This is a genomic window from Pseudarthrobacter sp. LT1 (assembly GCF_035621795.1).
In the GTDB taxonomy this organism is placed as follows: Bacteria; Actinomycetota; Actinomycetes; order Actinomycetales; family Micrococcaceae; genus Arthrobacter.
This window is the reverse complement of record NZ_CP141830.1, coordinates 1928753-1951839: the sequence shown is the minus strand read 5'-3', so window position 1 is coordinate 1951839 and position 23087 is coordinate 1928753. Positions and strand designations below refer to the sequence as shown.

General features: G+C 60.9%; 26 protein-coding genes, 1 tRNA gene and 5 pseudogenes. 11 read left to right on the top strand and 21 right to left on the bottom strand.

Annotated elements, in window-relative coordinates; genetic code table 11:
• Positions 1-481: 481 nt before the first annotated feature.
• The 4 genes and pseudogenes from VIK36_RS22070 to VIK36_RS09150 all read left to right on the top strand — a co-directional run.
• Positions 482-1807 (top strand): annotated as a pseudogene (locus VIK36_RS22070) (zinc-ribbon domain-containing protein); the annotation flags it as partial.
• 33 nt (positions 1808-1840) lie between these two features.
• Positions 1841-3316 (top strand): zinc-ribbon domain-containing protein, encoded by a 1476-nt coding sequence (locus VIK36_RS09160; protein ID WP_324644854.1) that lies wholly within the window; start codon positions 1841-1843, stop codon positions 3314-3316.
• An 83-nt stretch (positions 3317-3399) separates the two neighbouring features.
• Positions 3400-3657 carry a hypothetical protein gene (locus VIK36_RS09155; RefSeq protein ID WP_324644853.1) on the top strand — a complete coding sequence of 86 codons (258 nt, stop codon included), beginning with the start codon at positions 3400-3402 and terminating at the stop codon, positions 3655-3657.
• A 204-nt stretch (positions 3658-3861) separates the two neighbouring features.
• Positions 3862-3996 carry a hypothetical protein gene (locus VIK36_RS09150; RefSeq protein ID WP_324644852.1) on the top strand — a complete coding sequence of 45 codons (135 nt, stop codon included), beginning with the start codon at positions 3862-3864 and terminating at the stop codon, positions 3994-3996.
• A gap of 429 nt (positions 3997-4425) precedes the next feature.
• Here the strand turns inward: VIK36_RS09150 and VIK36_RS09145 are convergent, their stop codons facing one another.
• The 3 genes from VIK36_RS09145 to VIK36_RS09135 form a co-directional block, all read right to left on the bottom strand.
• Positions 4426-4743 carry a hypothetical protein gene (locus tag VIK36_RS09145; RefSeq protein ID WP_324644851.1) on the bottom strand — a complete coding sequence of 106 codons (318 nt, stop codon included), beginning with the start codon at positions 4741-4743 and terminating at the stop codon, positions 4426-4428.
• Positions 4744-4807: 64 nt separating this feature from the next.
• Positions 4808-5356 carry a hypothetical protein gene (locus VIK36_RS09140; RefSeq protein ID WP_324644850.1) on the bottom strand — a complete coding sequence of 183 codons (549 nt, stop codon included), beginning with the start codon at positions 5354-5356 and terminating at the stop codon, positions 4808-4810.
• A gap of 32 nt (positions 5357-5388) precedes the next feature.
• On the bottom strand, positions 5389-5643 hold the full coding sequence (locus VIK36_RS09135) for a helix-turn-helix domain-containing protein (RefSeq protein ID WP_324644849.1): 255 nt from the start codon (positions 5641-5643) through the stop codon (positions 5389-5391).
• 173 nt (positions 5644-5816) lie between these two features.
• On the opposite strand from VIK36_RS09135, the gene VIK36_RS09130 reads away from it, so the two are divergent.
• Positions 5817-6731, top strand: coding sequence for a phage major capsid protein (locus VIK36_RS09130; RefSeq protein WP_324644848.1), 915 nt, complete (start codon positions 5817-5819; stop codon positions 6729-6731).
• 116 nt (positions 6732-6847) lie between these two features.
• Complete coding sequence (locus VIK36_RS09125) at positions 6848-7603, top strand: HIRAN domain-containing protein (protein ID WP_324644847.1); 756 nt, start codon at positions 6848-6850, stop codon at positions 7601-7603.
• 86 nt (positions 7604-7689) lie between these two features.
• On the opposite strand, the gene VIK36_RS09120 is transcribed toward VIK36_RS09125, so the two are convergent.
• From VIK36_RS09120 to VIK36_RS09090, 7 genes and pseudogenes are all read right to left on the bottom strand, one after another.
• Positions 7690-8199, bottom strand: a complete 510-nt coding sequence (locus VIK36_RS09120) for a hypothetical protein (protein WP_324644846.1) — start codon at positions 8197-8199, stop codon at positions 7690-7692.
• Entirely contained in the window at positions 8189-8605 is a 417-nt protein-coding gene (locus tag VIK36_RS09115; RefSeq protein ID WP_324644845.1) for a hypothetical protein, read from the bottom strand. Before VIK36_RS09115 ends, VIK36_RS09120 begins: the two co-directional genes overlap by 11 nt.
• The gene (locus tag VIK36_RS09110; RefSeq protein ID WP_324644844.1) at positions 8602-9042 is read right to left on the bottom strand and encodes a hypothetical protein; all 441 of its coding nucleotides are present in this window, start codon (positions 9040-9042) and stop codon (positions 8602-8604) included. The genes VIK36_RS09115 and VIK36_RS09110 overlap by 4 nt, the downstream gene beginning before the upstream one ends.
• 255 nt (positions 9043-9297) lie before the next feature.
• Entirely contained in the window at positions 9298-10035 is a 738-nt protein-coding gene (locus VIK36_RS09105; RefSeq protein WP_324645354.1) for a hypothetical protein, read from the bottom strand.
• A gap of 20 nt (positions 10036-10055) precedes the next feature.
• A pseudogene (locus VIK36_RS09100) lies at positions 10056-10920 on the bottom strand (type II secretion system F family protein); the annotation flags it as partial.
• Positions 10920-11455: pseudogene (locus VIK36_RS09095) on the bottom strand (type II secretion system F family protein); the annotation flags it as partial. The pseudogenes VIK36_RS09100 and VIK36_RS09095, both read right to left, overlap by 1 nt.
• Positions 11456-11570: 115 nt before the next feature.
• Positions 11571-11786 (bottom strand): hypothetical protein, encoded by a 216-nt coding sequence (locus VIK36_RS09090; protein WP_324644843.1) that lies wholly within the window; start codon positions 11784-11786, stop codon positions 11571-11573.
• A gap of 281 nt (positions 11787-12067) precedes the next feature.
• Here VIK36_RS09090 and VIK36_RS09085 point away from each other — a divergent pair, with 281 nt between their 5' ends.
• Positions 12068-12679 carry a hypothetical protein gene (locus tag VIK36_RS09085; RefSeq protein ID WP_324644842.1) on the top strand — a complete coding sequence of 204 codons (612 nt, stop codon included), beginning with the start codon at positions 12068-12070 and terminating at the stop codon, positions 12677-12679.
• A gap of 572 nt (positions 12680-13251) precedes the next feature.
• On the opposite strand, the gene VIK36_RS09080 is transcribed toward VIK36_RS09085, so the two are convergent.
• From VIK36_RS09080 to VIK36_RS09070, 3 genes are read right to left on the bottom strand one after another with little or no spacing between them, the layout of a single operon-like run.
• Entirely contained in the window at positions 13252-13497 is a 246-nt protein-coding gene (locus tag VIK36_RS09080; RefSeq protein ID WP_324644841.1) for a hypothetical protein, read from the bottom strand.
• A gap of 58 nt (positions 13498-13555) precedes the next feature.
• A complete protein-coding gene (locus VIK36_RS09075) occupies positions 13556-14089 on the bottom strand; it encodes a hypothetical protein (protein ID WP_324644840.1) in 534 nt (177 codons plus the stop codon).
• Entirely contained in the window at positions 14070-14285 is a 216-nt protein-coding gene (locus VIK36_RS09070; protein WP_324644839.1) for a helix-turn-helix domain-containing protein, read from the bottom strand. The genes VIK36_RS09075 and VIK36_RS09070 overlap by 20 nt, the downstream gene beginning before the upstream one ends.
• 83 nt (positions 14286-14368) lie before the next feature.
• Here VIK36_RS09070 and VIK36_RS09065 point away from each other — a divergent pair.
• Positions 14369-14647, top strand: a pseudogene (locus VIK36_RS09065) (transposase); the annotation flags it as partial.
• Between the two features lie 20 nt (positions 14648-14667).
• Here the strand turns inward: VIK36_RS09065 and VIK36_RS09060 are convergent.
• Positions 14668-15717 (bottom strand): IS110 family transposase, encoded by a 1050-nt coding sequence (locus tag VIK36_RS09060; protein ID WP_324644838.1) that lies wholly within the window; start codon positions 15715-15717, stop codon positions 14668-14670.
• 254 nt (positions 15718-15971) lie between these two features.
• Between VIK36_RS09060 and VIK36_RS09055 the strand changes: the two are divergent.
• Together VIK36_RS09055 and VIK36_RS22065 are read left to right on the top strand one after the other, a co-directional pair.
• A pseudogene (locus tag VIK36_RS09055) lies at positions 15972-16844 on the top strand (IS3 family transposase); the annotation flags it as partial.
• A 35-nt stretch (positions 16845-16879) separates the two neighbouring features.
• Positions 16880-17146 carry a hypothetical protein gene (locus VIK36_RS22065; protein ID WP_420716269.1) on the top strand — a complete coding sequence of 89 codons (267 nt, stop codon included), beginning with the start codon at positions 16880-16882 and terminating at the stop codon, positions 17144-17146.
• Positions 17147-17200: 54 nt separating this feature from the next.
• Here VIK36_RS22065 and VIK36_RS09050 read toward each other — a convergent pair whose 3' ends face one another.
• The 6 genes from VIK36_RS09050 to VIK36_RS09025 all read right to left on the bottom strand — a co-directional run bounded on the left by VIK36_RS09050 (position 17201) and on the right by VIK36_RS09025 (position 20594).
• Positions 17201-17521, bottom strand: coding sequence for a hypothetical protein (locus tag VIK36_RS09050; RefSeq protein ID WP_324644837.1), 321 nt, complete (start codon positions 17519-17521; stop codon positions 17201-17203).
• A gap of 38 nt (positions 17522-17559) precedes the next feature.
• Complete coding sequence (locus tag VIK36_RS09045) at positions 17560-17799, bottom strand: hypothetical protein (RefSeq protein WP_324644836.1); 240 nt, start codon at positions 17797-17799, stop codon at positions 17560-17562.
• A 251-nt stretch (positions 17800-18050) separates the two neighbouring features.
• Positions 18051-18578, bottom strand: a complete 528-nt coding sequence (locus VIK36_RS09040) for an HNH endonuclease family protein (protein ID WP_324645260.1) — start codon at positions 18576-18578, stop codon at positions 18051-18053.
• 325 nt (positions 18579-18903) lie between these two features.
• On the bottom strand, positions 18904-19176 hold the full coding sequence (locus tag VIK36_RS09035) for a hypothetical protein (protein ID WP_324644835.1): 273 nt from the start codon (positions 19174-19176) through the stop codon (positions 18904-18906).
• 115 nt (positions 19177-19291) lie between these two features.
• Positions 19292-20425, bottom strand: a complete 1134-nt coding sequence (locus VIK36_RS09030) for a tyrosine-type recombinase/integrase (protein WP_324644834.1) — start codon at positions 20423-20425, stop codon at positions 19292-19294.
• Between the two features lie 87 nt (positions 20426-20512).
• Positions 20513-20594: transfer RNA gene (locus VIK36_RS09025), tRNA-Leu, on the bottom strand.
• Positions 20595-20795: 201 nt separating this feature from the next.
• Here VIK36_RS09025 and VIK36_RS09020 point away from each other — a divergent pair.
• Positions 20796-21401, top strand: coding sequence for an ANTAR domain-containing response regulator (locus VIK36_RS09020; RefSeq protein WP_009358190.1), 606 nt, complete (start codon positions 20796-20798; stop codon positions 21399-21401).
• Between the two features lie 122 nt (positions 21402-21523).
• Here VIK36_RS09020 and pyk read toward each other — a convergent pair whose 3' ends face one another.
• Positions 21524-23032: a pyruvate kinase gene (pyk, locus tag VIK36_RS09015; RefSeq protein ID WP_255175230.1), complete on the bottom strand. Its 1509-nt coding sequence runs from the start codon at positions 23030-23032 to the stop codon at positions 21524-21526.
• Positions 23033-23087: the final 55 nt, after the last annotated feature.

Below are 23087 nucleotides of genomic sequence, written 5' to 3'. Positions count from 1 at the left end.
ACCACATCGGGGGTGGTGCAACTATGACGTGTACTTGGCAAGAGTCTTCGGCGCGGACGTGACGTTAGAGCGGAACCATTCTCACCCAGGTATCGCGAGTTGTGTCTTCGGTACCTTCGATAACGAACTCCTGCTCAAACCCGAGAACACGCTGGATTCGCTCAATCAAGCGTTCCAGATGCCACCGAGAGACTGTCCGACCCGGCCTTCACGACAAAGACTGGTACGGTTCCTGAATCCTCGTATTGCCACACCTGATTCCCAGCCAAGCTGTCGGCAATGTCCTTGATGGCCGGCCTCTGGTCCTCAGTAACCATCGCTACCTGCTCCCCCACCCACCTCGTTCCCGAAGGGACTCACGGCGCTGCCTGAGCACCGGACGAAGCTTACAGGGCGTGGCTTGCGAGTATTTCCTTCAGCCCCGGCATATTCTGGCGTCAGATTGAGGCTGAGAACATTCACGTAGATGTGAGGACCCCACATGACGGCAGCAGCTACTCCTCGGCCGGCGGCTACGAAAATGCAGCGGGTCGGCCGACCACCGGAGGTCTCCGTCGCTGACGTTCCTCGAATGCTGGAGCGCTACGAGGACTCCAACGAGGTGCCAGCAGGAGTGGTGGGGACACGGTCAGCCAGAGTCTGCCACTGGCGGTGTCCCGCCGGCGCTGATCACGTCTACGAGGCGAAGGCCACGGTAGTGTTCAGCTCCCCTCATAGCGGCTGCCCCTTCTGCGCTGGTCGTGAACTGTCGGTTACGAACCGCCTGGATGTGCTCCACCCCCATATCGCCGCCGAATGGGCTACGGACCTCAACGGCGGACCTCCGGCCGTAGTTGCGACGTCTTCGAAGACGGTGTGGTGGAGCTGCGCCGAATGCAGCCACCAGTGGACGTCCCGGATCGGACGCCGCGTCCAAGAAGGATCCGGGTGTCCGCGGTGCGCCAGTTCGAAGAACGCCGAGGGTCTGCCTGGGACATCATGGGGCCGGAAGCCTCAGGTAGCAGTCGCAGACGTACCGCACATGGCAGCGCGCTACGATCCGGACAACGATCTGCCTGCCGAGGAGGTGGCGGCCCGTTCCATCAAGCCCCGCCGGTGGCGGTGCCCGGCCGGTCCCGACCACGCTTACGAAACCCGCCCAGACACCGTCTTCAAATCCGACAATGGGGGATGCCCGTTCTGTGCAGGACGCGAGCTTTCGATCACCAACAGTTTGGAAAACCTCTACCCGCAAGTTGCCGCGGAATGGGATCTCGAGCTCAACGAGCGCCCTCCGGCCGTCGTCGCTACATCTGGCGAGAGGGCGTGGTGGCGGTGTGCGGCCTGCGACCACTCCTGGGAGACTACAGTCAACCGCCGCACCGTCTCCGGAACGGGATGCCCTCAGTGCGACCGGAGGGCGAGAGGGGCGGCGTCCTCCCGACCGCGGCCGGGACGGTCACTTTCCGAGGTCGCTCCGTCGGTGGCTGGAACGTGGCATCCTTCGAAGAATGGCGGCCTGCGCCCGGAGGACGTCGCAGCCATGTCCAATATCCGGCGCTGGTGGCAGTGTGAAGAGGGCCATGAGTGGGAAAGCGCTCCCTTCACTCGAGCACGGGGGGATGACCCTGGATGCCCGCACTGCAGCACGCTGGCCGTACGTTTTCCGGAAATCGCCGGCGAGTGGCACCCCACGCTGAATGGCGAACTGACTCCAGAGCGTGTCATGCCGCGGTCTTCAATGAAGGTGTGGTGGCGGTGCCCGGCCGGGCACGACTACGACAGCATGCCTTCAAACCGGACTGGGAATGGTACCGGGTGCCCGTTCTGCTCAGGTCACAGGGTTGGGTACGGCAACGATTTGGCCTCGATCTCCCCTGATTTGGCAACCGAATGGGACTACGAGAAAAACTACCCGACCAAGCCTTCGGAGGTCACCACTGGTCGTGCGACCAAGTTCTGGTGGTTATGCGAGCAAGGGCACTCTTGGCAAACCACCGTCCACTCCCGGCGCGGGCTGGGTACAGGGTGCCCGCAGTGCTGGTCAGGATGGCGCCGTTCACTTCCCGAGATCGCCCTGCAGTACGAACTGGACCACGTACTGCCCTCACCTGTCGTGGGTGACACTGAAGTGCGCACGTCGACCGGTGCCTGGCACGTCGACGTGCTTTGCACCGGGCTGCGGATCATTGTCGAATACGACGGCAGCTTCTGGCACGCCAAGGGGCTGGAGCGAGACGCCAGGAAAACACAGGACCTGATTTCGAAGGGTTGGCTTGTCGTACGCGTCCGCCAGGCCCCACTGGCGATGGTGGGTCCCTGGGACGTCGCCGGTGAAGCGAAAGACCCTGACACGTTCAATATGACTGTTCAGGTGCTAGACCGGATCCTTGCAGCCGCCGAAGCTGCGTCGGCGAGCCATCCCGCTCACGAACACCTTGAAGACCTCCGTGAGCGGGTCCGTACTTACCGAGCTGAAGGTGTCGCGCAGGCCTCCAATGAAGCCCAGATAGCTCTTACCGATGGCCGCGTCAACCGTCCTCGCCCGACTTCTTCCGGCCTTCCGCGGCCGCTTATGCCGGGTCAGTCGCTTGCAGAAAAAAGCCCCGAGACCGCTGCCGAATGGCACCCGGAACTGAACAATGGCCTCACTGCCTGGAACGTGGCCAACGGCCGCAACTCCAAAGCATGGTGGCGCTGCTCGCTGTGTGGGAAGGATTGGGAAGCGAACATCAACGGGCGCACCCGGGTGCATTCTGTGGGCTGTCCTGACTGCGCACGCAGCCGCAGCTCGCTACCCAGGCCAGGCCGGTCGCTGGCCGACCTGCATCCGGAAATCGCAGGCGAGTGGCACCCATCCAAGAACCACCCACAACTCCCGGCTGACGTGAATCCCGGATCCAAGCAGCGCGTTTGGTGGCAATGCTCGCTGTGCGGGAGCGAATGGGAAACCGCCATCCATACCCGGATGAAACATAAGAACGTCGGCTGTCCCACCTGCGGATGGTCCCGTCGCAGCGCGAAACAGTCCGTGCCCACACCGGGGCAGTCCCTTGCCGATCTATTCCCTGAGGTGGCTGCGCAGTGGCACCCGACGAAGAACGGTGACTTGCTGCCGGAAGGCGTGAAGCATCATTCGAACACGTCGGTGTGGTGGCGCTGCCACGAGGGGCACGAGTGGCAGACTGGGGTCGGCAATCGGACCAGAAAAGACCACCCCACAGGCTGTCCGGACTGCTACAAACTGCGCAGATCCAGCCCGAGAAAAATCGGGGTGCTGAATGTTTCCGAGCCTGGCCGGAGAACCGCCGGCGAGGGCCAGCTGGCTCTCTGGTAAACGCGGAAGCTCCGGCCCTGCACGGGTCCGTAACCGGAGCTTCCTAGTTGGTGGCGCTGCTCCCGTTGACGAAAAGCTCCACGATGCCGATGTCCGAAAGCGTCTGCGTGAACGGCCTCGGTGAACTGGTCGACGCATCACGGCGCTCGTGGTCGTGGGGAAATTCAGCGCCTGCATGGAGCGGCGTCCGCGTGATTGGCCGCGAGGACCTCGGTGAGGTGGTGGGCACCATCAACTACGGCAACACCGGCATGCTCCGCTGCTACGAGGTGTACTTCGAAGCAGACGGGTTGTGCGCTACCTATGCGATCGACAAGGTGGAGTTCGTGGAGCAGGACTGACGGCGGCCGGATCATCAGTTCATGGATCGCGGCCTCTACCGTTGGAGCCGTCATAGCTCCATCATGCTCCGGGGGCTGACAGTCTTGCGGACGACGGCGCGCGTGTCCCGTAGGGCAAGCACGGGTTAGGCTGGCCGGAACACGACGGATTGGGGGATCCAGTGAGACACAGAATCTGGTGGGTCTACGCCGTGATCCCGCTTCTTGCTGCTACTGCCTTCCTCGTGGTCCCGGTTCGCCGAGGACAAGGCGACAGCCGAGATGCTTCCCCGCACCGGGATGATCGGCTACGTGCAGTTCGACAATATTGGGGACCGCCAGGTCGTCGGCACCGACTAATCTCCTCGGCCCCGCAACGAAATCCGGCGCCCCCATTGCGGCACCTTGCCGGTCAGCTTCTTCGACGTCAGGTGCCACCGGTGGCAGTGCTGACACGGGTAGGCGCGGAGCGGCTGTTTACCGGGCTTCCCGGCAGCAAGGATGGCTCTCGAGGCACTCAGGGCCAGGAACTGGGTGGGGTACGGGTTTTTCTGACAGGCCATCGCGGGGTCCTTCGTTCGGTTGACCGAACGGTTCACACCCGCGTACAGTCGCCATCTTCATAGCGGTCTTGCTGGACTGATCATGCCACATTGCGGGTGCTAAGCAGGGATTGCTCGGGCTCAGGTCCGCCCTCTCTTTTTGAGTTCGCCGGCACGTATGTGTTCGACGAGTGCGCGGTAGGCCTGGAAGTCGGGGATGGTTGACCAGCAGGGATGGGAGTGGCGACTACTTCAGGTCATCGCCCCGCCTGTCTTTCGGGAATCGCTCCGGGTGTTTCGGATCCCTGCCGCGTTCCCTCCAGTATTCGTCGCGCTGCCAGAGCGAGAACCGGATCGCAGCCGCGCCGAGAACGATGACGAATATGGTCTGGACGGCGACTTTTGCGATCAGCCAAGGCAAGGAGATGTTTGGGATAAAATTCCACACCCCGAAGATGATCATGAACGGCAGCGACCAGTAGGCGATGCGTGTGAGCCTTCGTCGGGCTTCCTCTGTGGAGGCCGCCGGCTTCCTGGCCTGAGGATCCCTCGGCGATGCTTGCATGAGTGCACTGAACCACGGACTCGCAGCCCTGGGAACGTGCTTGAGCGGATCTTGTGGCCGGAGACTACGAGGGTGCCGGCCCGACGGCTTCCAGGATCTTCTTGACCGTCGCAGGGCTCGCGGCGATCTCGATGACTCCCCCGTCGGAGTCCAAGGTGATGACCTCGAAGTCGAACGGCACGGCCTGCTTCTTGTCGTCGCGGCCGGCTGTCCGTGGCGGCAGTCCGGTGGTCCGGAGGCCGGTGAGAGCCCTGCTGCGGCCGCTGGGAATGAGTTCGTCGTAGACGGCCGGCTGGAAGTCGATCCGGCCTGGCCAGGGCGTGGCCACACCCATCTGCCAGACGCCGCTCAAGGAACCCGGCAGGACATTGGGGTATCGCAGGAACATCAGCGACTGGCCATGCTCTTCGAGCCTTGCCGCGGTCCTACGGAAGCGCTTCTGGGCGAAGTAGGTCCCTCCGGCCAAAATAAGCGCGTAGAACAGTCCACTGAACAGGGCGCTGATGAACTTCTCTCCGAAGATCAAGCCGCCACCTGTATAGAAGGCAAAGGCGACGACAGCGATGACTGCCACCCGCAGTCCTGGAGGCAGATCACGCCCCCACTTCCTCATGGCGAGAGTCTAGGAGCGCCCCCGGGCTTCCGCTACGCCTCCTCGGCGTCCGACCCCGCGTCCTCGAGCTCGCCGGCGGCGATTCGTTCGGCGGTGCGCCGGTACGCCTCGGCGATGTAGTCCTCGACGTCCTGTCGGCCGATGCGCCACATGCCGCGGCCACCAACCTGAAAAGCCCGCAGCTCGCCGGCCTTGATCAGCGCATGAACCTGGTTCGGTTTCACGTTCAGCTCGTCGGCCACCTGAGTGGGCGTCAGGAAGCGGGGGGCTCTTGGTTCGTCAGTCACCCGGCCATCCTATGGGTGGCAGTTTCACCCCACGGCCAACTCACTCGGGCCGGCGCGGATAATCAAGTTCTTCCTCTGCAGCGGTGCTGGCTGGATCCTGACCAACATTTAAGGGACGCGGCGGGGTGCCCCTGGCGCAAGGCGAAAAGACCCAGGCGTACACCGAACAGATCATGAAGGCCTTCGCCGCCGCGGCACCGACCATCGGCGGCCCGGCAGTCTCGAAGGCGCTCGTGCCTTCGGGGAACATCACGGCGGATTTCGACGGCCGCATCGTCCATGACCCGGCCGCGGCGTTCAGCATCCTCGCGGCGGTGAACAGCCGCGAGGTGGACTCCGCCGCGGGGACCTATTTGCGGCAGACGCAGAGGGTGAACAATGCCGCCCCGGTCGCTCCTGGGGAGCTTAAGCCTATTTCGCAGTACGGGCTGGAGCCGGCGACGTGGCAGATCGCTACGATCGCGCACCTGTCGGAGCCTATCAAGCTGCAGTGGCTGGAGGACTACCCGGCGCTGGAGCAGTTTCTCAGCCAGGAACTCGCTTACGGGGTGGACGAGGCCATCGCGGACTTTATCCTCAACGGCGGCACCGCCGAGGATGGCAGCACCGTGTCGGGCATTCTGAACACCACTGGCGTCGTGCAGACGCCTTTCACCACGAACAGGCTTCTCACGCTCCGGCGTGCAATTCGCGAACTGGACGTGCAAGGGGTCACCGCCACAGGCATCATCTTGAACCCGTCCGATTGGGAGGTCATCGAGACGCTGACAACCACTACCGGGGAGTTCCTGCTGCCTCTCGCACCGCAGAACTCCGTGGAACGGCGCCTTTGGAACACCCAGGTCACCCTCGCCGCCGGGATGCCCGCCGGGGAAGCTATCGTCGGCGACCCCTCCACTGTGTCCTTGCTGTACCGGAACTCGCAGCGAATCGAATGGAACCCCTACATGGGTGACACCGCCACCGACGGCACCCCGGCCATCCGGGACCTTTTCCGCCGCAACGAAGTGGTCTTCCGCGCCGAAATCCGCGTCGGTCTGGAAATCCTCTCCACCAAAACACTCCGGATCGCGGATCTCACGGCCTAGTTGCTGCAGAGCTGCAGGCCGGGGAGCGGAGTCTTTCCGTCCTCTGGCCTGCAGCTCTTATAAGCTCTTGCCATCTGGGCCACTGCTGGTGGGGGCCATCTGGGGAGGACATAGACATGGGGATGTGGGATAAGTTCAAGCAGCTGAAGGCCGGTATCGAAGCGGTGTCTTCGGCTGTCACGACTTCAGATCGCACGCTGCACATCAAAGGCCACAACGACGTCGTTGTTGTCGCCGGGGAGTATTACTCCAAGGACTCGCAGCGTGTACCGATCGGCCAGCAATTCACGGTGGAACTGCGGCGGGAACCTAAGAACGCACATGATGGGAACGCCATTATGGTTCTGCACATGGGGCGACAGATCGGATACTTCAGCGCCTTCAAGGCCGAGCGTTACGCCCAACTCCTGGACATCGCCGCACGCCAGGGACAAACCATCCAGGCGACGGCCGGTGCCCAGAAAACGGCCCACGGCGACAAGATCACGAACGTTCAGATGCCGTCCGTTTACGAATTGGCCGTCCAGCTCGGCCCTGCAGCAGACCACGTAGCCGCCGCGAACAAGCCACCGGTCGAAGCGACCTTTAAACAGCTGGCCAAGTACCAGGATCAGCTAAAGGGGGTGTTGGCCGGCATGCCCCAGCGCGAGGTAAAGGCCAGCATCGTGCTACGAGAAACGCCTTCCGGGAAGTACAAGGGCAAGAACCTGGTTTCCTTCATGTACCAGGGCGAAGAGATCGGCGTGCTACCTGCGCAATACCGGGAAAGCCACCAGGAATTTTTTGAAGCCGCAGAATCCGGCGTGACAAAGTGCATGGTCCTCATCCGGCACTACGACGAGAAAATTTGGGCCAGAGCCAGCGTTTACTAAAGAAACGATTGCTGGATCCTGCACCCACAGCATCGGCTCCAGTTGTTCGGCCCCGAAAGCCGCTGGAGCCGGCGCTATTTCATTTCCTAGAGGTTCTGCACAGCCCCATCGTGGGGGGCCTCAGTCTCGGTCTCCTCAGGCGTTGGAATCGCGCCAAAGTGAATTTTGGTGGCTGGTGACATTTTCGGCAACTCAAGATCCAAATCCATTATGGACCCCTGCACCTCAATCGCCCTGCGGCACGCATCGTACACCGGTTCTACGAAGCCGTAGGCCATACGTTCCCGAACAAAATCAGTGTCCATCGCTTGGCCGTTTGCTTCATACGCGCGGATAAGTCCATTAGCCCGGACTTGGGCGTGTGCAGCTTCCGTGCTCCGGAATAGGTGTCCAACTAGAAGGTAGTTGGGGGCACGTACCCCGTTCCTGTCCCTATCAGGAAAGGAGTAAAGGTAAACATCCCACCGCAGTTCATCATCTTCTTCGTTTTCAGCGCCAAAGTGACGATTAACCTCTATACGATCAACGAGGACATCGAAGGAGATCGGGCTTTTAAAGCGAAATTCCGTCAGCGGTGAGGGGCTCTTATCGCCCACTGGCCAGCTTCTCCACCATGGTGTTGAAAACCGTCTCGGCCGGAGAGCTTTCATGCGACCGATGCCAATGCTGAGGAACATTTGCCAGAGAACTACGATAATTCTCCAGGTTACTCGTGTAGCGGGAGCTGACGCGGTACGTTACAAACGCGTCGATGGCGTACGCGTACTCCCGGAGGTCACTCAGGGATATGTCAATCCTGCCCTTGCTAATGTCCTCTGCAAGGTCGGCGGGGATACCCAAACGTGCAGCAACTTCTTCGATGCTGCGCTCTGAGTCTCGGAGTGCGACGGCGAGGGACTCCCAGAGGTGCTCCTGCGCGCGGAGGTTATCGTCCGCCAACGCCTGTTCCGGGGTAGGGTTTTCCAATCCCCAGATATCGGCGGATTCGTTTACGTTATTCATGATTTACCTCCCCCAACTCCGTTATTGAGATTTGTGGTGTGCTGCAATATGTCCCAATCATGGGCTCTTTGGGCTGCGATATCAATGGACGCATTTTGCTCATCATGCACGTCGTCATCATTGGGCTTCGTCCCCAAGTGTAGCCCGAGGATGACCCGATCGCGCAAAGTGGGCTCGGCACAGTACAGCCGTACCAGCCTCGCAGGAAGGTTCGCACGCCCAAATCTGTAGATGCGTTCGGGCTGCGGTCGAAGCTCGATCACAAAATCCGCCCGCGACATGACCTTCGCGTCCGGGGACTTACCAGAAAAATCCAGAATGCCTTGTTGCGCCTTTTGCATCAGGCGTCTCAGCCTGGCGAATGCGTCTTGGTGCTCAGCTTCTGACAGCTGCGGGTCAAGCGCGTTTGTGTAAAACACCTGCATCTCTTGGGTCAACTGGCTTAGGCTGAGGTCCCAATCGTTGACCTTCGCCGGGGCAGCGTTCGTCCCCTTATTGCAGGTGCACCGACACCCGATTGGCTGTGCTGCTGAAAACAACCGCTCCCCCATACATACGTCGCCTCGGCTTCGCGCCAGAGCTTCAAAAAGGCACCCTCTGATGAGTGGCCCGCCCCCGAAGGCACCCCTCAGGATTGCCTTTTCGGAATCATACACAAGGTACGGCTGCGCTAGAGCAAAGACACCGGCCTTTCAGTCAGGGCACTTTGGGTTCGTTTCCCCAGACTGAAAGAGGGCGTAAATGGGTGCACCCAAGGGGCGGTCACCAGAGCAGTAGTACTGCGCAGTTATCTCAGTCCCGGCTACCCGCTTCAAGCGTTTCGAGCTTTCGTCCAAGTAGATGAGTCGATGTTCGTCCTGAGAAACTACAAACACCGTTTTCGTATCCTGGCCGTTCACCTGGACAGCCTGAGGGGCCAGCCAGGACGGACCGAAGAACAGGGCGATGACCAAGACTCCCGACGACCATTGCTCCGCTCGATCAAACGTCATCCGAAACTTATTTGCATGCTTCCAACCCCGTTTTGACCCCAACTGCCCCGCTACCCAAGTACCAATTATCAAGGCAGCAACAAGAACCATGATGGGGGCTGAAAATAGCAGTGCGGCCAGGCCAAGGAATGACATTACCGACACATGTAAAGTGAAGCTCAGGGTGCCTGGTTCACCACGGGCCCGCAATAGATACGGGACAAACGCGGCAAACACAGGAAGTACGACCACGGGGGAAACGCTAATCACCATCGCCGCAACGGTCGGAAGGAATTCCAGCAGGTTCGCCATCTCCAGGGCGGTTGAAATATCACCGCCGGCGGCCGTCAGTAGTTTGAGGCCAAAGTACAACGCACCTGCAGCGGCAATAGCCAAAGGCCAATTGATCCTCCGCATGTCCTTCGTTTTATCTTCTGCCCCTGCGAGAATCTCTTCCACGATCGGAAATAGTAGCAGTCAACCATTGCGACCATCATGGCAATCTCCTTCTTTCCTGCAGCTTCCATGAGGTCCCGTTTGCTGCATCGCGAACGTCCTGCGCCTGGGCGCGGAGGACGTCCGCAAGTGGTGTTCCTCGTTCCACCGCGACGATGATGCCATCAACGAACCTGACCAGCGGGGCGAGATCGGTTCGCGCGGAAAACTCCTGCAAGGCCAGGACCAGGGGTTGGCCGGCCCTGGTCTCGGCGAGGATCTTCGAAAATTCCTTGGAGAGCTCCCCGTTTGCGCCCCTGCACACCCGGTCCAATGCTCCCGTGGCGCTCTCCCCTGCGCCGACGGCAAGAGCCATCAACTCTGCGAAGCTGGGAAACTCGGCCATCATCCGCACTTCCCGCCGGCGGACCTGGACGCCAAGCCAGTAGTCACGCAGGACAAAGCCGGCTGCAGCGCTGCCAATGATCACCGCCACTGCCAGGACCGGGCTGAACCTTCCGGATGCTGCACCCTCAGGACGGTGGCCAGAGAGAAGACGAATCCGGCCGCTGCCCACAGCAGTTGCTCCGCGCGGAAGTCGATGGGCGACTTGGTGAGCCCCTCCTGCGCGAGCCGCCGCCCGGTGGCCCCCGGCGACGGACTGAGCTTTCCCAAGGCGGAGAGCCAGTCCCGCAGGACAGGCCGGAGGATCCGTTCGAGTGGGCCGAAGGGGGTCAGGTTGTACTCACCAGCGCGAAGGAGCCTCGATTCCAGGTTCTGTGATCTCAGCTGTGGCTCGATGCGTTGCGACAGCGTTATGGGGCGCATTGGAGGGACCCTGAAGATCACCAGCCATAACCCCAGGTCAAGTCCGATTCCTGAAATCACTGCTGCCGGGGAAACAATCATCACCGGAGCACCCTTTCGTCCTGAGGCAGGGCACCGATCTTCAACATGGCCGTGTAGCAAATCAGCGACACCACCAGGCCGCCGAGGAGGACTGCGGCTCCCATCGGCGTGTTGTAGGCCTGGATGGCCTCCGGCCTGGTGGCGAGCAGAATCATCACGATCCAGGGCGCCGCGACTGCAAGCCGGGCTGCGTTGATCGTCCAGGACTGGCGCGCTTCGAGCTCGCTGCGGGTCCGGGAATTCTCCCGCAGGAATTCCGCAAGCGTCCCCAGGAGCTTCCCCAGGTCGGACCCACCCACTTCCCGGGTGAGGCGCAGTGCTTCGATAATGCGGTCAGCGACGGGGTCGGACAGGCGCTGTTTGAGCTTGTTCAGGGAACCATCGAAGCGGCCGCCGGCGCGGTAGTCAGCACCGAAGTCGCGAAAAATGGGCCGCAGTTCTTCGGGCCCTTATCTCCGAGTTGAATGAGGGCCTCGGGCAGAGGCAGGCCGGCCCGGATTGCCGACCGGAGGTGATCGACGACATCCGGCCAGAGCGTTATCGAACAGATAGCCGCCTCAGACGCCTAGTCAGGTGTGAGCGTGGAGCCCCTGACTAGTTGTTGCAATACGCGTCAGGGGCTGCATAAAAAGTGGGCATTGCCAACTTCACTATTTAGAAACCAACTCCGGGCTTTCCTTGTCCTCCTGGTTACCGCCGTCTGGGCCGTCACTAACGAAGCAGATCAGGAACAGGATGTGGGCCATGCTGAGCACCCATGAGCCTCCGAGGATCCAGAGCACGAGACTGCGCGAGTTCTCGTCTACTTCTTGATTGGGCAGTACGCCCAGCGCGTAAATGGCGGCAGCCGATGCTATAAAAGCCAAGCAAGCCGCTGAGTCTTGAAGCCTTTCCCCGTGCTTCTGCCCAGGGGAAAGGCCAGCCCTGGACTTCCTCATCCCCGCAGCGCGGGAGATGAGGACGAAATACGAAGCTAACAGTGCGCAAAAGCCAGCGCCCACAGCGAAGAGAAAACCCAGCATTTATCCCTCGAATCTGTATTACACAACCTCTGAAGCGTAGCGGATAAGGACCCGCTCCCCGATGCGCAAAACACGCGCCCGCTTTTGGCGGGTTTTTTCATACCCAAAATCAGGAGAAAACACCTATGGGATTCCTCGATCCTAAAGTCATGCCCGGCAACCTCGACCCCCTCATGGCGGGGAAGATCAACACCCCGGGATCCGCCACCGCAACGGCACTATCTGCCACCTATGCCCCCAAAGGGCTGGAGACAGCTGTGGCCGGCAAGGCCGATGCGGCGGACTCGCTGACAATCCAACGGCTCGACCGCCAGGGTATCCAGAAGGCGCGACTCGGCGGCGGAACGGCCAGCATCGCCTACAGCGACGCGCCTGAGGTAACCAAGGACTGGGCAGACCTCACCGGCTGGGCGCCATCGGCAAACGCCCAAGTTTCAGGGAACCGGCTGTACGCCATCAATGGCAACAACCCTGGCGGCGCCCTCGTGTCCTTCCCGGTTGCCGCCAACGAAAATGCACACATCACCGGGCTTCTTTACTGGAAGGCTGGCTCGACTACCGCGCCTATCTACTTTGGGGTGGACCTCGGCACGGCAGGGCACGCGCCCCTCGCAAGCTCCCCTGAAGGCGCGTACCTGGGTTTCAACTCGGCAGGCGGGGCGCGGCGTCTTCACGGGCGCAAGTCTAGGTGTATCCCAGCCCGCGGCAACGCTCATCGGCAACAACCCCACAGTTGACACAACCTATGTTTGGTCTACCGACATTGACGCCAACTTTGTCTCAATGACCATGCACCCAATTGGTTCCTCTACTGAGTCATCCACTACTTACCTGAGCCGCACGGCCATCGCCGCAGCGGGCAAAGCGGTCAATAACATCAGCCTCTTCCTGACCGACGCCCGCGGCACAGCTGGTCACGGATTCGGGCCTGTGACTATGGTGAAGTCGCTCCAGCCCTCCCGCACAAAGAAGCTCGCAGGGCAGACGGTGGAAAGCATGGAACACCGTCACGTCGTTACAGCGCCCGCACTTGGACCCGTCCCAGTTCAACGCCGCAGACCTAGTGGCGTTCTTCGATACCTATAAGTAACTGTCGATCGGTTTTCTTCCCCATCGGCAGCAATACGACAAGGGAAAGAAAGGGGCCGCTTCACATCGATGGGGGGATCGTGTGAAGCGGCCTGAAGCAGGTTACTTGCCAGTATCCATAGCTTCCAAATCCGGGCAGCACCCTGCTTGATTTGCAGCATGCAGGGCGCCAGTTGTGCCCGTAGCTACATAACCACGGCTACGGGCACAACGAGTCTGATCAAGCAAGCCTTTCGACTTGTTGTCCAGCGATAGTTACTGAAGCGCCGGGCAACTGATCGACCAAGTCGTTCTGAATCTTGATTACGAGCACATGTCCGGCACGGACAGGATCAGCGGTGATTGCCATCGGACTATCCAAGTCCGGTTCGCCCTGGGTCTGAAAGGGCTGGGCAAGAGCTGCAGACTGAAGCACGGCATCTTCCGCCTCAATCTCTAGCACAAGTGAAATTCGAATTTTCGACATGTCATTTTCCTCTGCTGCTTAATTGGTGTTGCTCGAAAGAGTATCTCAGCAAGCACAATTACTTCTCCTCGAGAGAGCCGGATGGTGATGAAGACCTGCGCCACCGCCTGCCCAGGTTGTCCCTGAAGCTCACTTCAACAACTTGGGCGGGACGCATTGCTAAACCAGGGTTCACGTTTAACCTGTGACGACTACTAGCGGGAACGACAGGAATTGCATGGGAGCCATGTGGCAGGAGGAGTTCGTGGCGAACTTCGACGTCCCATATCGGCTGGGCAGAAGCATTGTCCACGTTAATCCAGTTGGCTGGAACCGCAGTATTGTCGGCCACCATCCAACACGTTATGCGCTCCGCCTGACTGAGCTTCTCAGCCGTAAGCCTTTCCTGCTCCCGAACGGCAGCAGCACTCTCACGCTTGATCCTGTCCTGACGTTCCTTCAAGGCAACCTGAAGAGAATAAGCGCCCACAAATAAAGCAACCACAGCAGCAAAACCCGTAGCAAGAGCTGATACGACGTCGGTCCATTTGGGAAGTTCGCCACTAACAGAGATCCACAGAAACTGAGGGTCATTACTGGGCGGCATCATCATCAGCGACTTCCCCCGCAGCGATGCGATCAGCAGTCTCCCGGTAGGTCTTCTCTATGTAGTCCTCAAGGTCCTGGCTACCGATTCGCCATATGCCTCGGCCACCAATCTGCAACGCCCGCAACTCACCAGTCTTAATCAACTGGCGAATAGTCGGAGCACCAACAGCTAACTCCTCAGCAGCCTGGCTAATAGTCAAGAACCTCGGACGCTTTTGGGACTGCCCCCGGTTTTGTTGACTCCTTGACCTAGCGAGCTTGTGCTCGTGGAAGGATGTTGAGCATGCCCACGGCTTATGGGGCGGAGTTCCGCCAGGATGTTATTGATGTGGCCCGGAAGGGCGAGGCGCCGCTGACGCAGATTGCGAAGGACTTCGGACTGTCTGTCACGACACTCAAGCGCTGGATCGCCATCGCCGGACGTAAAGAAACCGGTGCCGGCCCGGCGGCGGCGGAGTCGGCCGAGATGCGGGAGCTGAAGAAGCGCAACCGCCTGCTGGAACAGGAGAATGAGATCCTGCGCCGGGCGGCTGCCTATCTGGCCAGGGACATCAACCCAAAATGACTCTTCTATGGGTCCTGTCAAGCCATGGTGGTTTGGAGTTGGCGGAAGATGGAGCGGCAGACGTAGCGTTTGAGGTTCCGGCGGATCTCGCGGTTTGATTTTCCTGTTGCCCGGCTGCGGGTCACGTAGTCCTTGGTTGCGGTGTCGAAGCTCATTCGGGTGCGGACGATGACGTCGAAGGCGCGGTTGAGTTGGCGGTCGCCGGAGCGGTTGAGCCGGTGTCGGGTGGTGTTGCCGGAGGACGCAGGGCGCGGCGCGACGCCACCGAGGGCGGCAAAGGCCGCCTCTGAACGAATGCGGCCGTGATGGGAGTAGGCGCAAATGATGATCGCTCCTGTCACGGGACCGACCCCGGCGACGGACTGGAGTCCGGGTGCCAGTTCTTCGGTGAGCTGCGCCAGTTCCTTGTGGTTTTCGGCGAGCTGGATCGTGAGGTCTTTGACGGCCGATGCCAGGCGTTTGGCTTCGGCACGTGCAATTCGAAGCATGGGGTCCACGACGTTGGAGCTGCGCCAGGCTGCGATGGTGCTGATCTGAGCATCCCGCAGGGATGACCGGGCGTCGATTCCGAGGTCGGTGCCGCGGAGTAGGGCTGTGAGGGCGTTGCGGTTCGCGGTGCGTTGGTGATCCAGCAGGGACCGGGAGGCCAACAGGATCCTGATCGCTGCCCGGGTTCCGGCCGCGCGTGGTTCCATGACTTGCTCGCGGGGACGTCCAAGGACGGAGCGGGCAGCGGCTTCGGCGTCGATGGGATCGGACTTGCCGGTGAGTGCCCGTGACGAGCGTGCCGGTGGCCTGACTTCGCCGACGTCGATGCCGACCGCCAGCAGTGCTTGGGTGAGTTGGGCGCCATAGGAGGATGTGCCTTCGACCGCTGCGAGTACTCTTTCCCCGCCGGTGCGGCGCCGGATCCAGGTGATAGCACGGTCCATTCCCGCGGGGGTGGTTGGGAACACCGTGGTGTCGACCACGGCACCGGTTGCGCAGTGAACGGCTGTGAATGTGTGGGTGCGGGCGTGGGTGTCGACTCCGACGACGAACTCGAATTCCTCTGCGATGATCGCCATAGTGTGCTCTCCTCTTCTCATTAACCCGGTTAGGTGACAGGAGCCTGCCTGGGTCGCTTGGAGACGCATCTGTAACGGGTCACACCCAACTGGTGGACAGTCTTCTGATCAGGTCATCCGCGCGGGCAGGCCGTGCCCGGAGAATGGGGCGGACAAGTCATTTTCAAGACACCGCCTGAGCGGGTCGGATATACCCTGAGTCACACGCCGTCCTCCGGGACCAGCCTGCCAGCCAACCTCGGGCCGGCACCTGACCATTACAGATGTACCCGCTGGTCACGGATCTTGCCGCCGACGGTGTTCCCGTGGCGGTGACCTGCAGGGTATTGGGATTCAGCAAGCAAGGCTACTACCGGTGGAGGGCCAGTCCGGTGACGGAACGCGATTGGGTCGATGCGCACCTGGTCAACGCCGCCCTGGACATCCACACCGACGACCCCGCATTCGGGTACCGGTTCATCGCCGACGAGCTCCCGGAGAAGGGCATCGTGGCGGGTGAGAACAGGGTCCAGCGGCTGTGCAGGGACCACCGTATCTGGTCGGTGTTCTCGAAGAAGCGGGGCCTGAACCGCAGACCCGGGCCACCGGTCCACGACGACCTGGTCGATCGGGATTTCACCGCCGCAGCGCCGAACGAACTGTGGCTGACGGACATCACCGAACACCCCACCGCAGACGGCAAGCTCTACCTCTGCGCGGTGAAGGACGTCTATTCCGGCAGGATCGTCGGCTACTCCATGGACTCACGAATGAAGTCCTCGCTGGCCGTCGCCGCACTGGAGAACGCGGTGCGCTCACGCCGCCCGGCAGGGACAGTGGTCCACTCGGACCGCGGGTCCCAGTTCCGGTCACGCCGGTTCGTCGAATCACTCCTGCACCACGGGCTCACCGGATCGATGGGCAGGGTCGGTGCGTGCGCGGACAACGCCGCAATGGAATCGTTCTTCTCGCTGCTGCAGAAGAACGTCCTGGACCGTCAACGGTGGCTCACCAGGCAGGAACTCCGGCTCGCCATCACGACCTGGATCGAAAGGACCTACCACCGCCGGCGAAGGCAAAGACGGCTGGGCAAACTCACGCCCATCGAATATGAAACAATCAACCGGACCGCGCTCACAGCGGCCTAAGACCCCAAGTCAACAAAAGCCGGGGCAGTCCCGAACTGGCGGAAATACTCCAGATCAACACGCAAGCCGTTTACACGCTGATGAAGAAGGAGCGGTGGCCGCATTCAAAGTACGGCACCAGGATCCGGTTTGAACCGTCCGACGTTGAGAACATACGGGCCATGCACCGCGTAGACGTGGGTCTAAAGGCCCGCCCAACACATATCGGCACAGAGCTAGCTAGGCGACGTGCGCACGCTTACAACGTCAGGAACGGGCTAGTGGAGCAGAGGTACACAGGCCCGATTCCGCCAAACCAGTAGGACAAGGAAACCCCCGCGGCTTCTTTCACGCCGGGGGGGGTTTCTCTTCTTTTGCTAGCCCTGGCGAAGCGCTTGAATGGCTTCACCTATACGACGATGCAGATGCTCCAGCTCAGTGAGACCAGTTGTGAGCACGCAGATGGGCTCATCTCTGGGATCGTCAGTGCGCCAGAAGTCGAGTTGCAGGAAGGGCTCTTCGCTCTCTTGGTCCTGCCAAGCGTTGAGGCGGATATTGTTCACTTCCCGGGGCATACCTTCCATGGTGTCCGGCATGTATGACGGGTCCTCGTCGAGGACCGTGCGTCGCAACTGGCAGTCATCCTCGCCTGGTTCGTGACCTTGACACCACGATCGGCAAGTAATCGATTCCGGCATTATGTCCTCCTAGACCTAGCTTCTATTTTTCTTGTTTGTTACCTAGCGGCATCTAGTGCCCGCACGTCTGCAAGCCTCTGTTCGATGACCTGCAAGCGGGCCAGTTGCTCATTAGCGCCGGCGTTCATCATCCGCTTGATCGCCTCGAAGTCCGCGCTGGTGAAGATGGTTTCCCCGTTCACGCGTTTGTGCGGCCAGGACGGCAATTCACGGAATGCCTGGCTGCGGCTGATACCGAAGTGGCGTGCGACATCGGAGATGGTGAAAGTAGCGCTCATTATGTGTTCCCCCCAAGGGATTGTTTGTGCAACAGGTAGAGACCAATCGAATCCCGTTGCTTCTAAACAGCTAGCTCGAATGCTTGCTGTGTCATCACATTAAATGCGCTGGAGATGTTATCCCCGGCCAGCAGCGGGAGGGTGCAAATCTTTGTTACGGCGTCAGCCGTCGCAAAAGCGTGTACGTCAGGATCTTGAACGACCCAGGCAGAAGAACACCCACACTGGCGGTCGCATAGTGACTCACATAGCTACTGGCAATTGTTCAGGATGCCAGCGATGGCATCATGCTCGGCTTGGGTGACCCAGAGATTGTATTTCGTTTTGACCGCTGTCTGCCGCTCCACGTATTCGCACCGGAACGCTTTGTTCGGGGGAAGCCATGTGGCGGCATCCTTGTCGCCTTTGGCGCTGATTGTGGGGCCGTCGGCAGCCATGAGGTTTAGTGGGTCGTTCGCGAGTTCTTTGCGCTGGTCCGCGCTCAGCTGCTGGGCACCTTTCTGCCATGCGTCGCTGAGCGGGACGATATGGTCGATCTGGATGTCCGAGCTGGTGTCCTGCCCCCGGACGAAGTTGATAGTGGTGCCGGTGTACTTGTCCGCCAGAGTGCCTGACGCGACGACACAATTTTTGGTACCAGGCTTGAGTGTTTCGCCGGTCAAGTCGCGGGCGAGTATGTCGTTCCGGGTATCGCAGCCGTTGTGATCTGTGTCAGCCCAAGCGGGTCCAAACTCATCGCGGGTATAGCCAGTCTTCGGAGCTCGGCCCTTTACCGGCATGCTCTCGAGCTGGACGAGAGCCTGTGCTGCTTCACCGGCAGAGCCAGCGCCCGCTGGCTTCCCGGCAGAGTTGCTTAGAGCAGTGCCCATGCCTTCTATGGCATGGGCGGCTGCGTCACAGCCAGCAAGCGGGCCAACCAGCAACAGCGCGGCGACGGCGGTCAGGGCAGGGGCGATGGAGCGAATGATTTGAACGGCCCTTCTGTACGGCGGGGAGCTATTCCACGCTGACTTCGGCTACCTCATGCAAGCGGCAAGAGGACATGTAGTGCCGGACACACTTTGGAGCAACTGTAAGAACCAAACTGCAAGGCGCCAGCTCGTCTCAGTTCACCGTGGCCAGTCGGACCTTGGAACGCGTGCCGATAAGACGTTGCTTGGTCAGTGGTTCTTCTGGTGACTGCGGAGACGTCTTGCAGCCGGGAAGAATCTCACTGAGCCTTGCAATTTCCCGGATGTGTTCAGAAGTGAAGATGATTTTTCCCTTGCCCCAGCATGCATGGGGAAAGCGTCCGCTGGTTGCGCCGTCGCGCAGCCAGGACTCCGTGCAGCGCATTAGCGCTGCTGCTTCGGCAGGCTCAAAGAATTCGATGTCCACAACGTCTCCCAGGGATAAGTGCAGCTTTCTCAGTTCATGCACTGGGCAGGACTGACCGACATGACTGATGTCCTAGCTGCCAGCAGGATCCTCTAGAGCATCTACCCCAGATGGGCTATAGCCGCTGGAAAGCTGTCACCGAACGCTCCGTGGCGTCAGCCCCAACTTGCAATGCCTCGGGCATCAGGTGCCCGTATACCTGCTCAGTAGTCTTGGTAGAGGCGTGCCCCAGCCGGCGCGAGATGGTGAACAGTGGAACGCCGTCCTGGATTAGCCAAGACGCGTGGGTGTGGCGGAGGTCATGGATTCGTGGGCTTTTGGTCAGGCCGATTGCCTGGGCCGTGCGAACAGCAGGCACCCAGTAGTCAGCCCAGTAGAGCTTGTGGAAGATCCGGCCGCCCTTCGGCGTCGTGAACACCAGATCCGTTCCTGGCCTGCTCGCCACCAGCGGAATCAACAACTCCACAAGCGCCGGATTCAGCCCGAGTGTCCGCTTACCGGCACCGGTCTTGGTCGCGCCGACATAGAACTTGTTCTGCCCATCCCGCTTCCAAGCCTTGTTAATCCGCGCGGTAGGGGGTTTGGAAAGCAGGTCCACGTCCGCAACCGTCAATGCGGTCGCTTCTCCAAAGCGGGTGCCGGTCATGACCAGGAAGTCCGTGAAGGCTTTGAACCACTCTCCCATCCCCTCCCTGATGAGCCTGTACTCGGCATGCGTCAGGAACATCGCCTCATCCTCAGCCTTCTCGATGTTCGGCAGCTGCACGCCCCGGCAGGGATTGCGGCTAATGTAACCGAGCATCTCGGCAGTGTTCATCGAAGCCGAAATCAGTCCATGGATGTTGTGGATCGTTTTGGGCGCCTTGCCCTTCGCCAACATCGACTTCACCCAGTGCGCCATGACGCGATAATCGAGTTTGTCTACTGGAACGTGACCGATGAATGGCCGGATATGGAGATCCAGCATCGTCTGATACGTCTTGATCGTTCCGCTCGATGGACGTACCAGGAGATCGATGTGCTCCTGGATGACTTCCGCCACAGTGGGCGGACGTTTCTCATTCGTCAGGATGGCGTGCTGGGCGATCTCGAAGGACTGCCCGTTGGCGTCCAAAAGCCGCTTAAGGGTCTCCGCCTCGGTAAGAGTGGCTACTGTAAGGCCTTGGGCGGTCTTGGTCTGCTTATCCCGCCAGCGAACCATGTAGGACTTCGAACCGTCCTTTTTGGTGCGAGTACTGATGCTGGCCACACACAAAACGGTACGCTCGTGTACACACTTTGGCGGATTTTGTACACGCACAATCCCCGAACAGGTACCTGACCTGCGGAAACACTGTGCCCGAGGTGGGACTCGAACCCACACACCTTTCGATACCGCATTTTGAGTGCGGCGCGTCTGCCAATTCCGCCACTCGGGCGCGGATTACATGGAACGAAGTACGCCCACAGCTGACTGTGAGCAACGCGATCGCTTCACGTACGCGGAATTACTCTACATGCAGATAGGCTGAATTCCAGAATCGCGCCGCCGTCGCCGCAAACGAACCCCTGCAAGCCAAGTACAGCCGCGGTGGCACCTAAGATAGTGATGTCCCGCCGTACCTTTTCAAGGAGATCCCGTGACTGAACAGACGGAGTCCAAGCCCACGTCCCAGCCGGCGCGCCGCGTCATTGTGGCAGAGGATGAAACCCTCATCCGCCTCGACATCATCGAGATCCTGCGCGGCGAAGGCTACGACGTCGTTGGCGAGGCGGACAACGGCGAGAAGGCCGTCCAGCTCGCCGAGGAACTGAAGCCGGACCTGGTCCTGATGGACGTGAAGATGCCCGTGATGGATGGCATCTCGGCGGCTGAGAAGATCGTCAAGGCCCGCATCGCCCCCGTGGTGCTGCTGACCGCCTTCAGCCAGAAGGAACTGGTGGAGCGTGCCCGCGACGCCGGCGCCATGGCCTACGTGGTCAAGCCGTTCACGCCTGCTGACCTGATCCCGGCCCTGGAGATCGCACTCTCCCGCCACGAGGAAATCAAGGCCCTCGAAAGCGAAGTGTCCGACCTCCAGGAGCAGTTCGCCACCCGCAAGCTCGTCGAACGCGCCAAGAGCCTGCTGACCACCAAGATGGGCCTGACGGAACCGGAAGCCTTCCGCTGGATCCAGAAGACCTCCATGGACCGCCGCCTCAGCATGCGCGAGGTCGCCGAAACCATCATCAACCAGGTCAACTGACGCCCCGGCCGGGCCCGGCGGGATTACGACGACGGCCCGGCCACAAGCCGCAAACGGTCACCAAAAAGCCAACACAACGAAAAGGACCCCTGCCAGCCGGCAGGGGTCCTTTTCGTTGAAGCCTAGCCCTGTGCGGCCTGGTTCTTCTTCTTCTTCTCCGGCCAGGGGCCGAGCTTCTCGCGGTTGCTGCCGGGCTCGCCGCCCTGGCTGCCGGCATCGGCGAGGTCGCCCACCTTGTGGACCTTCAGCATGTTCGTGGAGCCGGCTTTTCCGGGAGGGGAACCGGCGGCAATGACCACCAGGTCGCCGTCGTCCACCAGGTCCATTTCCAGCAGGCTGCGGTCAACCTGAGACGTCATCTCATCGGTGTGCCCCACCATGGGGACCAGCACCGGCTGGATGCCCCAGGTCAGTGCCAGCTGGTTCCACACGTGCTCCACCGGGGTGAAGGCGAACACGGCCTTGATGGGCCGCAGGCGGGAGAGGCGCCGGGCGGAGTCGCCGGACTGGGTGAAGGTACAGATGTACTTCGCATCCAGCTGGTCGGCGATTTCGACGGCGGCACGCGTGATGGCGCCACCACGGGTCTTGGGCTTGGTCCCCAGCGGGGGAACGCGCTCCAGGCCGTGCACTTCGGTGGACTCGATGATTCGGGCCATGGTCTTGACCGTCTCGATCGGGTACTTGCCCACGCTGGTCTCGCCGGACAGCATGACAGCGTCGGCACCGTCGAGGACAGCGTTGGCGCAGTCGGACGCCTCTGCACGGGTGGGGCGCGGGTTGTCGATCATGGATTCCAGGACCTGCGTAGCCACGATGACCGGCTTGGCCCAGCGGCGTGCCAGTTCGACGGCGCGCTTCTGGACGATCGGCACTTCCTCCAGCGGCAGTTCCACGCCGAGGTCGCCACGGGCAACCATGATGGCATCGAACGCGTCGATGATCTCGGGCAGCTGCTCCACGGCCTGCGGCTTCTCGATCTTGGCGATGACCGGCACGCGGCGGCCTTCCTCGTCCATGATCTCGTGCACGCGGGTAATGTCCGAGGCGTCGCGGACGAACGAGAGCGCCACCAGGTCCACGCCGCGGCGGATGGCCCAGCGGAGGTCATCCTCGTCTTTTTCACTCAGCGCGGGGACGTTGACGGCCACGCCGGGGAGGTTGATGCCCTTGTTGTTGGACACCATGCCACCGACGGTTACCTCGGCGACCACCTTGACGTCGTCGACCTCGATGGCGCGAAGTGCCACCTTGCCGTCGTCGATCAGCAGGGCGTCGCCCACGTTGACGTCCTCGGTGAGGCTCTTCAGCGTGGTGGAGCAGATGTCCTTGGTGCCGGGAACATCCTCGGTGGTGATGGTGAAGATGTCGCCAACAGCGAGGGCGTGCGGGCCGTCAACGAAACGGCCCAGGCGGATCTTGGGACCCTGCAGGTCGGCCATGATGGCCACTGCCTTGCTCAGGTCGGACGCGGCCTTGCGGACGTTCTCGTAGGTGTTGTCATGCACGGTGTAGTCACCGTGGCTCATGTTCATGCGGGCGACGTCAACGCCGGCCTCCAGCACCGCGAGGGTGTTTTCGTAGCTGGCAATTGCCGGGCCAAACGTAGCCACAATTTTTGCGCGTCTCATATACCTACCCTATTGGTCTCTTGCATTGGTTAAGTTGTCTGCGAGGTGAACCCTC